The sequence below is a fragment of the Marinobacter sp. bablab_jr003 genome, assembly GCF_016464245.1.
Taxonomy (GTDB): domain Bacteria; phylum Pseudomonadota; class Gammaproteobacteria; order Pseudomonadales; family Oleiphilaceae; genus Marinobacter; species Marinobacter vinifirmus.
The window spans coordinates 24,954-39,765 of sequence record NZ_JADARC010000075.1; the positions used below are offsets into that span (position 1 = coordinate 24,954).

Below are 14,812 nucleotides of genomic sequence, written 5' to 3' on the forward strand. Positions count from 1 at the left end.
GCAATATGCCCCGTATTCTGATAGTTGAAGACGAAGACATTATCCGCTCGGCAGTCCGCAAACTGCTGCAGCACGCCGGCTACGAAGTGGCCGATGCCGTCTCTGTAGAAGAAGCCGAAGGGCTGGACCCCGACAGCTTTGACCTGATCATCACCGATCTGCGCCTGCCCGGCGCGCCCGGCACCGAAATGATCACCCGGGCGCCGGACACCCCGGTGCTGATCATGACCAGCTATGCCAGCCTGCGCTCCGCCGTGGACTCCATGAAAATGGGCGCTGTGGACTACATTGCCAAGCCCTTCGACCATGACGAAATGCTGGCTGCCGTGGAGAACATCCTGGCCCGCGGCCACGAGCCCGCCAGCAGCCGGGCCGATGAAGACCCTGACCGAACCGCAGACACCCCATCCGGTGACCCGTCGACCGTCATGTTTGGCACCTGCGAGCCTATGCAGCGGGTATTCACCCTGATCCGCAAGGTAGCCCCCACAGAAACCACGGTGCTTATCCAGGGCGAATCCGGTACCGGTAAGGAACTGGCCGCCCGGGCCCTGCACCTGCTCAGCCCCCGGGCCAACAAACCCCTGATTTCGGTAAACTGCGCCGCCATCCCCGAGAGCCTGATTGAATCGGAACTGTTCGGCCACGAAAAAGGCGCCTTTACCGGTGCGGTTTCAGCCCGTACCGGCCTGATCGAAGCTGCCGACGGTGGCAGCCTGTTCCTGGACGAAATCGGCGAATTGCCCGCCGAAGCCCAGGCCCGCCTGTTGCGGGTACTGCAGGAAAGCGAAATACGCCGGGTAGGCTCTACCCAAAGCCAGAAAGTAAACGTGCGGATGATCGCTGCTACCCACCGTAACCTGAAAGCGATGACCCGCACCGGCGAGTTCCGGGAAGACCTTTATTACCGCCTGAACGTGATGCAGATCCGTATTCCGCCACTGCGGGAACGCCGGGGCGATGTGCTGGGCCTCGCCAGCCGGTTCCTGAAACGGCAAGCAGAAAAACTCGGACGCCCGGACCTCAGCCTGAGCCCGGAAGCCATGCAGGCCCTGGAGCGTTACCGCTGGCCCGGTAACGTACGGGAACTGGAAAATGCCATCGAGCGGGCGTCAATCCTGACCGATACCGACATCATCACCCCCTCTGTGCTGGACCTGGACAGTGATTACGGAGACGAATACATCCCGGAAACCCTGGTGGAAGGCGACAACGAACAAACGCCCACCCGCGACGCAGATTCTGCCAATGACTTGTCTCTGGAAGATTACTTCCAGCACTTTGTGCTTGAAAATCAAGATCGTATGAGTGAAACCGAGCTGGCCCAGAAACTCGGCATCAGCCGTAAATCGCTGTGGGAACGCCGCCAGCGGCTCGGCATTCCCCGTAAAAAAGGCGCCGGCAGCTAACCATCCGAAAGGTAACAAATGAGCCATCGTTCATTTGTTACCACCCTGTTCCTCACGGTAACACTCCCTCCCCAGATAACGTGACACAGGTAACACTTCCACCGGGTACGGGGTAACACTTATATCTGAATTTTTCGTAACCCGCTGTTAATAAACACTTTTCAAAAACTGGCACGCCCCCTGCAACCTATTAAGCGCACAACAACAAAAACAAGAGTGACAACGCGGCGTCAAAACAAAAACAAAAAGCTGCAAGAGCGTCCGGTAACAAAAACAAAAACAGGACGCGAGCGAACTGAGTGTTTTGGGTACTTTGCTTTTTTAGTGGTCCCACAACATGCGCGAGTTGTAGAAGTGGAGAAGAATCGTCTTCCAGGCGACACCGCAACTACTGTAAAGCCCGTGCCATGTTTCTGACTGCTCGTGTATTCAAAGCTTTCCGTTTGCGTTGCTTATAAGCCCTGACTTTGGGGCAACACGGTGGGGTAGAAAAATCAAAAAGAATCCCGACAACAACAACAAGAACAATGCAGATCGTCAACGCTTTCAGGGCGGGTTCGTAATCGCGAACCCGCCTTTTGATTATCTGGCTTCCGCAAAAGCCAAACACCTTCCCGAAACACCCCCTGAAACGACTTTATTGCCAGCGATTCCCGCCAAACGTGTGCAATTCCTGCGCAAACCGTTAAAATCCCCGTTTTTGCGGCTCGCAAACACGGAATTCCATGCCTAGACGACTAGTAGAAAAACTCCGCTCTTTCATGCCCGGCAACGGGAAAAAGAAAGCCAGACACTACCAGCGGCAAGAGATCCCGAGGGATCAGCACAACGTGTCCCGCTCGATGATCAGCGAGCCGGCCAAGAAAGTGCTGCACCGGCTGAACAAAGCCGGCTACGAAGCCTACCTGGTGGGTGGCGGCGTGCGGGACATCCTGCTCGGCGGCAAACCCAAAGACTTCGACATCGCCACCAATGCCACCCCTGAAGAGGTCCACGACCTGTTCCGGAACTCCCGCCTGATCGGCCGCCGGTTCCGTATTGTGCACGTGGTGTTTGGCCGTGAAGTTATTGAAGTCACCACCTTCCGGGGCAATGCCCGGGATGCAGAAGACGATGTTGCCGACGACGAGCACCGCACCAGTGAGCACGGCCTGCTGCTGCGGGACAACGTATACGGCAACCAGGAAGAAGACGCCCTGCGCCGCGACTTCACCATCAACGCGCTGTACTACTGCATCCGCGACTTCAGCATTATCGACTTCGCCAATGGCGTGGAAGACCTGAAAAACCACCAGATCCGTCTGATCGGTGATCCGGAAACCCGCTACCGGGAAGACCCTGTGCGCATGCTGCGGGCAATCCGCTTTGCCGCCAAGCTCGGGTTCGAGATCGAACCGGAAACCGAGGCCCCGATCCGGGAGCTGGCGCCCCTGCTGAGCCACATTCCGCCGGCCCGGCTGTTTGATGAAGTGCTGAAACTATTCTCCGCCGGCCATGGCGAAGCCACCTATAACCTGCTGCAGCAATACAGCCTGCTGGAGCCGCTGTTCCCGGAGACCGCCCGTGCTATTGAAGCCGGCGAACCCGACGAACTGATCCTCCAGGCCCTGCGCAACACCGATGCCCGCATCGCCCAGGGCAAATCGGTAACACCGTATTTCCTGTTTGCCGCCATGCTGTGGCCTGCCCTGCAGGTGGAATGGCGCCGCCGCCAGGACAACGGCGACCCGGTGCAACCGGCGCTGCACGGTGCTATCGGCAAGGTTATCGGCCGCCAGGTTCAGGCCACATCCATTCCCAAGCGTTTCTCCGGCCCCATGAAAGAAATCTGGGAAATGCAGATGCGCCTGCCCCGGCGCCAGGGCAAGCGGGCCTTTGCCACGCTCACCCACCCCCGCTTCCGGGCTGCCTACGACTTCCTGTTAGTACGGGAATCTGCTGGTGAGATTGAACCCGGCCTCGGCCAGTGGTGGACCGAATTCCAGAGAGTGGACGAGCGCGGCCAGGAAAGAATGCTGTCCCAGCTTGGCTCGGCCACGGCGCCCCGCAAACGCCGGCGCAAGCGCAGCCCGGTGAAACGGCCGCCTCAGTCATGACGGTGCTGGCTTACGTCGGCCTGGGCAGCAACCTGCAGGACCCCGCTGCCCAGCTTGCTCGCGCCGTTGCCGAGCTGGCCAGCCTGCCGGACACCACACTGATGGCGCAGTCGCCGTTCTACGCCAGCCGCCCCGTGGGCCCACAAGATCAACCGGATTTTGTGAATGGCGCTGTCGAACTGCGCACGACCCTGCCGCCACACCAGCTGCTGGACCACCTGCAAACTATCGAACAGGCCCACGGCCGGGAGCGGCTGCGTCACTGGGGGCCACGCACCCTGGATCTTGACCTGCTTCTGTATGGCGACCAACAGCTGGCAGATGAGCGGCTGACGATACCCCACGCCGAGCTGGCAAACCGGGACTTCGTGCTGCAACCCCTGCTGGACCTGAACCCGGAACTGAGCCTGCCCGATGGCCGCCGCGTCGACCAGCTGCGGTCCGAGTGTCCGGACAATCAGCTGCGCAAACTGCCACCCACAGGCGGAAGCAACTGATTAACAGCTGGCAACTCCGTGCTACTCTTGTAACAGGTATACCCCGGCATTCATCTAATCAAAGGCAAGGATTCTATGGCAGTTACCATCAACACCCTGCGGGAATACAAGCAAAAGGGCGAAGCCTTTTCTGCCCTCACCTCCTATGACGCCACCTTTGCACAGGTGGTCAGTGAAGCGGGCGTAGACGTGATCCTGATTGGTGACTCGCTCGGCATGGTCCTTCAGGGCAATGACAGCACCCTGCCGGTAACCATGGAGCACATGGTCTACCACACCAGCTGCGTTGCCAGGGGCAACCGTGGCGCGCTGATCATGGCGGACATGCCCTTCATGTCTTACGGCACCGTGGCCGACGCACTGGACAATGCCGCAGAACTGATGCGTGCCGGCGCCCACATGGTGAAACTCGAAGGCACCGACTGGATGCGCGACACCATCGAGGCCCTGAGCGAACGCGGTGTGCCGGTCTGTGCTCACCTGGGCCTTACCCCCCAGTTCGTCAACAAGTTCGGCGGCTACAAGGTACAGGGCCGTGACGACAAAGCCGCCGAGGCGATGATCGAACACGCCTGCGAACTGGAAGCCGCCGGCGCCGACGTCATCCTGCTGGAATGTGTGCCCGCTCCGCTGGCTGCCCGCATCACCCAGGCGGTCAAAGCCCCGGTCATCGGCATCGGCGCCGGCAACGGCACCGACGGCCAGGTACTGGTGCTGCACGACATGCTCGGCGTCACCACTGGCCGTAAGCCGCGCTTTGTGAAAAACTTCCTGGCAGAGACCGACTCCATTCCGGAAGCCATTGCCGCCTACGCAAACGCCGTTAAAGACCGCTCATTCCCGGCCGAGGAGCATACGTTCAAGGCATGAGAACCGTACATTCACTGAAAGAACTGCGCAGCATCCTGAAGGCGTTCCGTCAGCAGGACAAAACCATTGCCCTGGTGCCCACCATGGGCAACCTGCATGAGGGCCACATTGCCCTGGTGCGCAAGGCCACAGAAGCCGCTGATATCGTGGTCACCAGTATTTTCGTGAACCCGATGCAGTTCGGTGCCAGCGAAGACCTGGACAAGTATCCCCGCACCCTGGCAGAAGACCAGGCCCAGCTGGAAGCTGCCGGCAACACCCTGGTGTTCGCGCCCACGGTTGACGAGATCTATCCGGAAGGCCTGGCCAACCAGACCAAGGTAGTGGTGCCGGAAGTCAGCGAAGGACACTGCGGCGCCAGCCGCCCCGGGCATTTCGAAGGCGTAGCCACGGTGGTGACCATGCTGTTCAACATGGTACAGCCTGACATCGCCATCTTCGGCGAGAAGGATTTCCAGCAACTGGCGGTGATCCGCAAGATGGCGCGGGACCTGATGATGCCCATCGAAATCATTGGCGCCCCGACCATCCGCGAAGACGACGGCCTGGCCAAGAGCTCCCGCAATGGTTATCTGTCTGACCAGGAGCGAGCCATCGCTCCGGTGGTGTACAAAACACTCACCAGCGTCGCCAGCCAGCTGGAGCACGGCCGTTCGGACTTCAACACGCTGGAGCAGGAAGCCAAAGAGGCACTGGCCGGTGCCGGGCTGCGCCCGGATTATTTCAAGATCGTAAACAGCCTCACTCTCAAACCCGCAGCGGAAGCCGACCGCGAGCTCACCCTGCTGGTCGCCGCCTTCCTGGGCACCACAAGGCTGATCGACAATATTTCCGTAACCCGCTGAACCCGGAACTGCCGCCTGCCCGAACGGGGAAGGCGGCAGACAGAAAGGACACTCTGATGCCAGACAACACGGCAGCACTGACCCAAAAGCCCGAGTGGCAGGCGCTGATCCGGCACAAAGAAAAACTTGCCGAAACCCCGATGCGAGACCTGTTCCGGGACGATCCCACGCGCGCCACCCGCTACCTGGTCGAAGCTGCGGGCCTGACCCTGGATTTCTCCCGCAACCGGCTGACCGATGATACCCTCAGTGCACTGGCCGACCTGGCCCGGGCCTGTGGCCTGGAGCAGCGCACAGAAGCCCTGTTTACCGGCGGCATCGTCAACATCACCGAAAACCGGCCGGCCCTGCACACAGCCCTGCGCCAGCCGGCAGATACCGACGTACAGGTGGAAGGCTGCAACATCATGCCGGAAGTGCACAGCACCCTGGCCCGCATGGAGCAGCTGGTTGAAGCGGTACACAGCGGCCAGCACCGTGGCCACACCGGCAAGCGCTTGACCGATGTGGTGAGCATTGGCATCGGCGGCTCCTTCCTGGGCCCGAAACTGGTGGTCGAGGCCCTGAAGCCTTACTGGCAAGGCGGCCTGAACTGCCACTTTGTTGCCAACATCGACGGCACCGACATCTCCGAAACCCTGAAGGCCCTGAACCCGGAAACCACCCTGTTCCTGGTGCAGTCCAAATCCTTCCGCACCCAGGAAACCCTCGATAACAGCCTGGTGGCCCGGCAATGGTTCCTGGCCAATGGCGGCTCCGATGCGGCTATCGCCAGCCACTTTATGGCGGTCACCACCAACACCGAAGCAGCCACCGGTTTTGGCATTGCCGCTGACAACATCTTCCCCATGTGGGACTGGGTGGGCGGCCGTTATTCCCTGTGGTCGGCCATCGGCCTGCCCATCGCGCTGACGCTGGGCATGGAACACTTCCGTTCCCTGCTGGCCGGCGCCCATTCCATGGACTGCCATTTCCGCAACACCCCGGCAGAACGTAACCTACCGGTGGTGATGGCCATGCTGAGCGTGTGGTACAACAACTTCTGGGGGGCCGGCAGCCACGCGGTGCTGCCCTACGACGAGTACCTGAAACACCTGCCGGAACACCTGCAACAGCTGGATATGGAAAGTAACGGCAAGCGGGTAACCCAGCAGGGTACCCCGGTGGACTCCACAACCGGCCCGATTCTCTGGGGCGGTGTGGGCGCCAACGGCCAGCACGCCTATCACCAGCTGATCCACCAGGGCACCCGGCTGATTCCCGCCGACTTTGTGATTCCGCTGAAGTCCCACAACCCCGTGGAACACCACCACGCCACCCTGTTTGCCAATTGCCTGAGCCAGGCACGGGCCATGATGGCGGGAAAAACCCGGGAGGAAGCCGTTCAGGAACTGCGGGATAGCGGTATGGCTGAGGCTGCAGCGCAGGAGCTGGCCCCGCACAAGGTGATCCCCGGCAACCAGCCCAGCAACATCCTGATGATGGAACAGTTAACGCCGGAGACACTGGGTGCGCTGGTTGCGCTGTATGAGCACCGCACCTTTGTGCAGAGCGTTATCTGGGATGTGGACTGCTTTGATCAGTGGGGCGTGGAGCTGGGCAAGCAGATTGGCAACGAAATCCTGCCGCGCCTGCTGGGCGAAAAGAGTGACGGCACGGCAGGAGACAGCGCCACCGATCACCTGATTGAGCGGTTCCGGTCAGCCAACGGCCTGTGAAATCCGCCGCCCCTGCCAGGTGAAATCCACCGGCCAGAGTTTCTGGTCGGTGCTGTAGGCCTGCCACAGACTCTCATAGCGCTTGCCACACACCGGATGCACCTCATCCGGCGCAATATCTGCCAGTGGACGCAGCACAAAGGCATTCTTCAGAATCTCGGCCCGGGGCAATTCAACGCCATCGGTTACGCCGGTAACACTGCCCCAGGTCAGGATATCCAGGTCCAGGGTTCGCGGGCTGAACTTGGGAGCATCCGGCTTGCGCCCGTTTTCCTGCTCCAGCTGCTTGAAACGGGCTGATAGCTCGCCAACCGGCAAGTCGGTCTCCACCCCCACCACCAGGTTCAGAAAGTCCGAACCATCAAAGCCCACCGACTCGCTCTCGTACACCGGCGAGATCACCAGCTCACCAAACCATTCTTGCAAGGCATCCAGTGCTGCCGTTACGTGCCGGTAGCGGTCGATGTTACTGCCGATACTGATATACACCCTGGCCATCACCGCTCTCCCCTTTCAATTTTTACACCCACCGCCCTGGCCGCCGGCACGGCGCCAGGCTTTCGCAGGGTTAATCGCAACCAGCGTACCCCGAACTCATTCTGCAGCACCCCGGCCAGCTCTTCCGCCGCCCGCTCCAGCAGCTTTGGCTGCAGCGCCTGCAGCACGGCAGTTACCCGCTTGCTCACCGCAGCATAGTCCAGGGCATCGGCCACATCGTCACTGGCCCCCGGGCGACGGTTGTCCCATGCCATTTCAAGGTCTACCAGCAGCCGCTGGGTGACGTCGCGTTCCCAGTCGTACACGCCGATAACGGTCTCTACCGCCAGGCCTTCGATGAAGACGATGTCTGTTGAAGCATCTGCCAAACCGGACTCCAGGATGTTCCACTCAAGGCTGATTGAATAATGCACAGGCAAGCGATACTGTGGCTGTTCGCCTGTCTGCCGGATTTAAGGGGCGGCATTTTCTCACAGAACACCCGGTGCCGTCTGCGCACCTGCGATGCAGCCATGGATGTAACCAGCAACCCGATTGTGATTGTACTGCTCTGCTTCGGCGCCTACCTGGCCGGCTCGGTGCTGTTTGCTGTGCCCGTGTGCCGCGCATGGCAGTTGCCCGATCCGCGGGCGCTGGGTTCCGGCAACCCCGGAGCCACCAACGTGTACCGGGCCGGCGGCTGGAAACCGGCGCTGATCACCCTGGCGCTGGATGCCTTCAAGGGCTGGCTACCGGTGTGGTTGGCGCACCTGGCGGGGCTGTCCATCCTGGTGCAGGCCATGGTGGCCCTGTGCGCGGTAACCGGCCATATGATTCCATTGTTCTACCGGTTCAAGGGCGGCAAGGGCGTGGCAACAGCCCTGGGTGCCGGCCTTGCGCTGGCGCCGGTCACGACCCTGATCATGGCCGGCATCTGGCTGGTGATCATGTGGCGCTGGCGTATCTCTGCGCTGGCCTCATTGATTGCCATTGCCAGCGGGCCGGTCATCAGCGCCCTGCTGGAGCCGGACACCCTGCCCCTGTTTGGCCTGCTTACCCTGCTGATTGTGGTGCGCCACCGCAATAACCTGATCCGCCTGGCCCAGGGCCGGGAAACTGGTTTGTAATACTCAGTCTACAAGGCCGTTAGCCCGGGGCTCATTCACCGCCGGCAGGGTGTTCATCGGCCAGCGCGGCACCGACACAATCCGTTCACCGTCACGTTGCCCGGCCCGCAGCCGCTGGGCACCGGCGTAGGCAATCATGGCCCCGTTGTCGGTGCAGAATTCCGGGCGGGCATAGAACACCGAGCCGCGCAGCTTGGCGGCCATCTTCTCCAGCCCGGCCCGCAGCCGCTTGTTCGCACTCACGCCACCGGCAATCACCAGTCGCTTGCAGCCGGTCTGTTCCAGTGCCCGCTTGCACTTGATGGTCAGGGTATCAACCACCGCCGCCTCGAAGGCCAGGGCGATATCGGCTTTTGCCTGTTCGTCCAGGTTGCCGTTATCCCGGGCAGCATTCACGGTATTCAGGGTAAAGGTTTTCAGGCCACTGAAGCTGAAATCCAGCCCGGGGCGGTCAGTCATCGGGCGCGGGAACCGGTAGATGCCATCGCGGCCCTTTTCGGCCAGCGCCGCCACCCGGGGACCGCCGGGGTAATCCAGGCCCAGCATCTTGGCGGTTTTATCGAAAGCCTCACCGGCGGCGTCGTCTACCGATTCGCCCAGCATTTCATACTCGCCAATGCCGTCTACCCGCACCAGCTGGGTGTGGCCGCCGGATACCAGCAGCGCCACAAACGGAAATTCCGGCGGGTTGTCTTCCAGCATGGGCGCCAGCAAATGGCCTTCCATGTGGTGCACACCCAGTACCGGAATATCCAGCGCAAAACCCAGGGCGTGGGCCACCGAGCCGCCCACCATCAACGCGCCGATCAGGCCCGGGCCGGCGGTGTAGGCAATGCCCTCAAGATCCTTGCGGGTTTTGCCGGCCTCGGCCAGCACCTGGTCGCACAGGGGCAACAATTTGCGCACGTGATCCCGCGAGGCCAGCTCCGGCACTACCCCGCCGTAGTCGGCGTGCATGTCAATCTGGCTGAACAGGGCGTGGGCCAGCAGCCCCTGCTCGTCATCAAACAGGGCAACGCCGGTTTCGTCGCAGGAGGTTTCAATACCAAGAATCAGCATAGTCAGGCCGTATCCGCAGGAGGAGAAATGAAAGCTGGCGGCATTTTAGCAGAAACCCGAAAGCCTCCGGCAGTTTCGTTGAACAATGATTGACCTCGGCAAGCCCAGCCGTTATCATTGCCGCCCTAAATTAGCACTGGTCGAGTTTTAGCCAATCTGACCAGGGATCGAGCCCGCATGGCAAAGGCCGGCGGAACCAATTGAAACCGAATCTATCAGGTAGGTGATTTTCGAATGCCAGCTGTTAAAGTGAAAGAGAATGAGCCGTTTGATGTAGCACTGCGTCGCTTCAAGCGTTCCTGCGAGAAGGCCGGTGTACTGTCTGAAGTACGTCGTCGTGAGCACTACGAGAAGCCGACCGCTGTACGTAAGCGCAAAGCAGCTGCCGCCGTTAAGCGTCATCTCAAGAAGCTTCAGCGTGAGCAGCGTAAGTTCGAGCGTCTGTACTGAGTTCAGAACGCATCGACAGCAAGACTGATTGCCGGAACGGCGTTTCGCCCTACCCGGCAAACTGAAAATGCCGCCGAGGCCTGGCTTCGGCGGCATTTTTGGCTATGGTGAATAGCGTTTTACCCCGGCACCCAGGCTGAAGTGGAGCCACCATGAGCGGACTGATCCCTCAACGATTTGTTGAAGACCTGCTGGATCGTATCGACCTGGCGGAGCTGATCGGTTCCCGCATTACCCTGAAAAAAGCCGGCGCAAATTACAAAGCCTGCTGCCCGTTCCACGACGAAAAAACACCTTCGTTCAACGTTCGGCCAGACAAAGGCTTCTATCACTGTTTCGGATGCGGCGCCCACGGCGATGCCATCAGCTTCGTTCGTGAGTTCGAGGGCCTCGGGTTTACCGAAGCAGTGGAAGAACTGGCCAGGCGCGCAGGGCTTGAAGTGCCTTACGACAAGGCCGCCAAGCAGGAAATGCAGCAGGCCCGGACGCTGACCGACGCGCTGGACTTTGCCAATCGCTTTTACCAGTCGGCCCTGGCCGGCCAGCAAGGCGCCTATGCCAGGGACTACCTGACACAGCGCGGACTGGATAATTCGATTATCCAGCAATACCAGATCGGCTTCGCCCCGGGCACAGGCACAGCCCTTTACGACGCAGCCCCGAAAGATCTGAAGGGCCCGCTGATTGAAACCCGGACGGTTTCCGACCAGTACGGCCGCCCCAGAGACCTGTTCCGTAATCGGGTAATGTTCCCGATCCGGAACACCCGGGGCAAAACCGTCGCTTTCGGTGGTCGCACACTGGGCGACGACAAAGCCAAGTACATCAATTCGCCGGAATCGGACGTATTCCACAAGAGCCGTGAAATCTACGGACTGTTCGAGGCCCGGCAAGCCATCCGCCAGCTGGACAAGCTGCTGGTGGTGGAAGGCTACATGGACGTGATCGCCCTGGCCCAGCACGGCATTCACTACGCCGTTGCTACCCTGGGGACAGCGACCAACCAGGACAGCCTGAACGCCCTGCTGCGGCAGGTAAGACACATCGTATTCTGCTTTGACGGCGACCAGGCCGGCTTCCGTGCTGCCGACCGGGCCATGGAAAACGCCCTGGAGCTGATGGCAGACGGCCTGCATCTGCAGTTCCTGATGCTGCCGCAAGGCGAAGACCCGGACACCCTGATCCGAAAAGAGGGTGCCGAGGCCTTCCAGAAACGCATAGACGGCGCCACTCCGCTCTCGCGCTACCTGTTTGACCGCCAGAGCGAAGGGCTCGACCTGCAACTGCCGGAACACCGGGGCGAACTGAGAGCCCGGGCCGAGCCGCTACTGAACAAAATGCCCCGCAGCACGCTGCGGGACGCCATGTGGCACGAAATGCTGCGACTGTGCGGCGGCCGCAACCAGTGGCAGAACCGCCAGCAAGGCCAGAACTACAAGGCCCGGGGCTGGCGCAACGAAGGCCAGAACCGGCCTTCAGAAGAACGTATTGACGTAAAACTCAGCAAAGACAGCACCTTGTGCCTGGCCCTGCTGGAGGCGCCGGAACTGGCCACGGAAGTGAAAGCCCTGGCGGACCGCACAAGGCAACTGGAGCAGGCCGGCCGACTGGCCCGCTGGCTGCTGGAAAACAACATCCAGACCCGCAAAGCACTGGTAGCGGGACTGGCAACCGATAAGCAGGCCCGCGACAGGTTCTACAACCTGTTCGACGGACTGGAGCACATACCGGCACGGGAAAGCACACTGGCTGCTGCCAGAGAGCTGCTAAGCCCGAACGAAGAAGCCGCGCGCCAGCAAAGACTGGCAACCCTGCTCCGGAACCTGGCAACGCTCACCCCGGAACAGCGGGAAGAGCTGAGAACCCTCAGCGCGGGTACGTTAAACCCGAAAGCCGGGGAGTAAAACTTGAAACTATCGCAATTGATCACCATCTAACCGGTTGGTGGCAGCAAAACCAAGCGACAGCTATAATGGCTGTTTAACTTTTTTCCTTTTTAAAAGCGAGTTCACAGGGTGTCTATGTCAGGCAATTCGCAGAAATCACGTTTGAAAGACCTCATCGCACGAGGCAAGGAACAAGGTTACCTGACTTACGCCGAGGTAAACGACCACCTGCCGGAAGATATCGCAGACCCGGACCAGGTTGAAGATATTATCCGGATGATCAACGACATGGGTATCCAGGTGTGCGAAGAAACACCGGACGCCGATACCCTGCTGATGACCGAAGGCGATTCCACCGCAGACGAAGCCGCTGCCGCAGAAGCCGCCGCAGCCCTTGCCGCCGTGGAAACCGACGCCGGCCGCACCACCGACCCGGTGCGCATGTACATGCGCGAAATGGGTACTGTTGAACTGCTGACCCGCGAAGGCGAAATCGTTATCGCCAAGCGCATCGAAGAAGGCATCCGCGACGTCATGGCCGCCGTTGCCCACTTCCCGGGCACAGCTGGCACCGTAATCCAGGCCTACGACCGCATCATCGAGAACGAAGGCCGCATCAGCGACATCGTAACCGGCTTCCTTGACCCGGACGACGCCGAGCCGTTCATGGGCGAAGAAACCACCGAAGATACCTCTTCGGACGATTCCGACAGCGATGACGATGACGACGACACCTCCAGCGATGACGACAACGACAACGGCCCGGATCCGGAAGAGACCCGCCTGCGCTTCGAACTGCTGAAAGAAAAGCTCGACGCCGCCAACAAGGCCCTGGACAAGCACGGCCGCGGCCACAAGAAAACCCAGGAAGCCCTGAACGAACTGGGCCAGGTCTTCGCCCCGTTCAAACTGGCCAACAAGGCGTTTGACGAGCTGGTGAACGTGGTTCGCTCCACCAACGACCTGGTGCGCGAGAACGAGCGGGCGATCATGCAGATCTGCGTACGCGACTGCAAAATGCCCCGCAAAGACTTCATCAAGTGGTTCCCGGGCAACGAAATCGACCTTGAGTGGGCGAAAGAAATCGCCGCCACCAAGAAGCCATACGCCGCTGCCATCGGCGAGCGCATTGACGAGATCGTACGCCTGCAGAAACGCATCCAGAACGTGCAGACCGAAGTGGACCTGGACGTGGTCGACATCAAGGAAATCAACCGTCGCGTTTCTATCGGCGAAGCCAAGGCCCGCCGTGCCAAGAAAGAAATGGTCGAGGCCAACCTGCGTCTGGTTATCTCCATTGCCAAGAAGTACACCAACCGCGGCCTTCAGTTCCTGGACCTGATCCAGGAAGGCAACATCGGCCTGATGAAAGCCGTCGACAAGTTTGAGTACCGTCGTGGCTACAAGTTCTCTACCTACGCCACCTGGTGGATCCGTCAGGCCATCACCCGCTCTATCGCGGACCAGGCCCGCACCATCCGGATTCCGGTGCACATGATCGAAACGATCAACAAGCTGAACCGCATTTCCCGCCAGATGCTGCAGGAAATGGGCCGCGAGCCCACACCGGAAGAGCTTGGCGAGCGTATGGAAATGCCGGAAGACAAGATCCGCAAGGTGCTGAAGATCGCCAAAGAGCCGATCTCCATGGAAACCCCGATCGGCGACGATGAAGACAGCCATCTGGGCGATTTCATCGAAGATATCCAGGCCCTGTCGCCGGTGGATTCCGCCACCGCCGAAGGTCTGCGCGAAGCGACCCGCTCCGTGCTGGCCGGCCTGACCGCTCGCGAATCCAAGGTGCTGCGCATGCGCTTCGGTATCGAAATGAACACCGACCACACCCTGGAAGAAGTCGGCAAGCAGTTCGACGTAACCCGTGAGCGAATCCGTCAGATCGAAGCCAAGGCCCTGCGCAAACTGCGCCATCCTTCCCGCTCCGATCACCTGCGCGGCTTTATTGACGACCAGGGCAACAGCTAAAACAGCAAACACAGTAGCGGGCGCCTACCCTCATGGGTATAATGGCGCCCGCTTTGCTTTAGGGCCTATAGCTCAGTTGGTTAGAGCAGAGGACTCATAATCCTTTGGTCCCTGGTTCGAGTCCAGGTGGGCCCACCACTCCCTCAAGTTCACACCAGATCCCCTGGTCATGCCACCATAAGTTGGCCGGAACGGCCACATTATGGTGACTTACGTCGGGAGTTTTGGCCGCTGTTCCGTTGTTACGCAGCTCTCCCCCTCTGTCAGCCTAGTTGTCCAGTTGGCGATTTAGCCTGAATTTCACTAGTCGGGGCGGCATGGGAGCATTCATGCCACGTTATTCCGAAGAACGTAAAGCGGCCGTTTTAAATAAGTTGTTACCTCCGCAAAACCGA

General features: G+C 60.3%; 13 protein-coding genes and 1 tRNA gene. 11 read left to right on the plus strand and 3 right to left on the minus strand.

Going from position 1 to position 14,812, the window contains the following annotated elements; translation table 11 throughout:
• Positions 1-5 precede the first annotated feature (5 nt).
• From H3Z84_RS07385 to pgi, 6 genes are all read left to right on the plus strand, one after another.
• Positions 6-1,409 carry a sigma-54-dependent transcriptional regulator gene (locus H3Z84_RS07385; RefSeq protein WP_199457019.1) on the plus strand — a complete coding sequence of 468 codons (1,404 nt, stop codon included), beginning with the start codon at positions 6-8 and terminating at the stop codon, positions 1,407-1,409.
• Between the two features lie 725 nt (positions 1,410-2,134).
• Positions 2,135-3,505 carry a polynucleotide adenylyltransferase PcnB gene (gene pcnB / locus H3Z84_RS07390; protein WP_094625255.1) on the plus strand — a complete coding sequence of 457 codons (1,371 nt, stop codon included), beginning with the start codon at positions 2,135-2,137 and terminating at the stop codon, positions 3,503-3,505.
• Positions 3,502-4,002, plus strand: coding sequence for a 2-amino-4-hydroxy-6-hydroxymethyldihydropteridine diphosphokinase (gene folK / locus H3Z84_RS07395; protein WP_094625254.1), 501 nt, complete (start codon positions 3,502-3,504; stop codon positions 4,000-4,002). The genes pcnB and folK (H3Z84_RS07395) overlap by 4 nt, the downstream gene beginning before the upstream one ends.
• A 75-nt stretch (positions 4,003-4,077) precedes the next feature.
• Positions 4,078-4,872: a 3-methyl-2-oxobutanoate hydroxymethyltransferase gene (gene panB, locus H3Z84_RS07400; RefSeq protein WP_094625253.1), complete on the plus strand. Its 795-nt coding sequence runs from the start codon at positions 4,078-4,080 to the stop codon at positions 4,870-4,872.
• Positions 4,869-5,717 carry a pantoate--beta-alanine ligase gene (panC, locus tag H3Z84_RS07405; protein ID WP_199457020.1) on the plus strand — a complete coding sequence of 283 codons (849 nt, stop codon included), beginning with the start codon at positions 4,869-4,871 and terminating at the stop codon, positions 5,715-5,717. Before panB ends, panC begins: the two co-directional genes overlap by 4 nt.
• 56 nt (positions 5,718-5,773) lie before the next feature.
• Positions 5,774-7,435, plus strand: coding sequence for a glucose-6-phosphate isomerase (pgi, locus tag H3Z84_RS07410; RefSeq protein ID WP_199457021.1), 1,662 nt, complete (start codon positions 5,774-5,776; stop codon positions 7,433-7,435).
• On the opposite strand, the gene folK (H3Z84_RS07415) is transcribed toward pgi, so the two are convergent.
• Together folK (H3Z84_RS07415) and folB are read right to left on the minus strand one after the other, a co-directional pair.
• Positions 7,418-7,933 (minus strand): 2-amino-4-hydroxy-6-hydroxymethyldihydropteridine diphosphokinase, encoded by a 516-nt coding sequence (folK, locus tag H3Z84_RS07415; protein ID WP_199457022.1) that lies wholly within the window; start codon positions 7,931-7,933, stop codon positions 7,418-7,420. The genes pgi and folK (H3Z84_RS07415) overlap by 18 nt on opposite strands.
• A complete protein-coding gene (gene folB, locus H3Z84_RS07420) occupies positions 7,933-8,301 on the minus strand; it encodes a dihydroneopterin aldolase (RefSeq protein WP_199457023.1) in 369 nt (122 codons plus the stop codon). The genes folK (H3Z84_RS07415) and folB overlap by 1 nt, the downstream gene beginning before the upstream one ends.
• A gap of 144 nt (positions 8,302-8,445) precedes the next feature.
• On the opposite strand from folB, the gene plsY reads away from it, so the two are divergent.
• A complete protein-coding gene (gene plsY, locus H3Z84_RS07425) occupies positions 8,446-9,039 on the plus strand; it encodes a glycerol-3-phosphate 1-O-acyltransferase PlsY (RefSeq protein ID WP_058340009.1) in 594 nt (197 codons plus the stop codon).
• A gap of 3 nt (positions 9,040-9,042) precedes the next feature.
• Here plsY and tsaD read toward each other — a convergent pair whose 3' ends face one another.
• A complete protein-coding gene (gene tsaD, locus H3Z84_RS07430) occupies positions 9,043-10,098 on the minus strand; it encodes a tRNA (adenosine(37)-N6)-threonylcarbamoyltransferase complex transferase subunit TsaD (protein WP_199457024.1) in 1,056 nt (351 codons plus the stop codon).
• A 234-nt stretch (positions 10,099-10,332) separates the two neighbouring features.
• Between tsaD and rpsU the strand changes: the two genes are divergently transcribed.
• The 4 genes from rpsU to H3Z84_RS07450 all read left to right on the plus strand — a co-directional run bounded on the left by rpsU (position 10,333) and on the right by H3Z84_RS07450 (position 14,555).
• Entirely contained in the window at positions 10,333-10,548 is a 216-nt protein-coding gene (gene rpsU / locus H3Z84_RS07435; RefSeq protein ID WP_007153483.1) for a 30S ribosomal protein S21, read from the plus strand.
• A 152-nt stretch (positions 10,549-10,700) separates the two neighbouring features.
• Positions 10,701-12,452 (plus strand): DNA primase, encoded by a 1,752-nt coding sequence (dnaG, locus tag H3Z84_RS07440; RefSeq protein ID WP_094625248.1) that lies wholly within the window; start codon positions 10,701-10,703, stop codon positions 12,450-12,452.
• Positions 12,453-12,569: 117 nt separating this feature from the next.
• Positions 12,570-14,417 carry an RNA polymerase sigma factor RpoD gene (rpoD, locus tag H3Z84_RS07445; protein ID WP_199457025.1) on the plus strand — a complete coding sequence of 616 codons (1,848 nt, stop codon included), beginning with the start codon at positions 12,570-12,572 and terminating at the stop codon, positions 14,415-14,417.
• 61 nt (positions 14,418-14,478) lie between these two features.
• Positions 14,479-14,555 (plus strand) — tRNA-Ile (locus H3Z84_RS07450).
• Positions 14,556-14,812 lie beyond the last annotated feature (257 nt).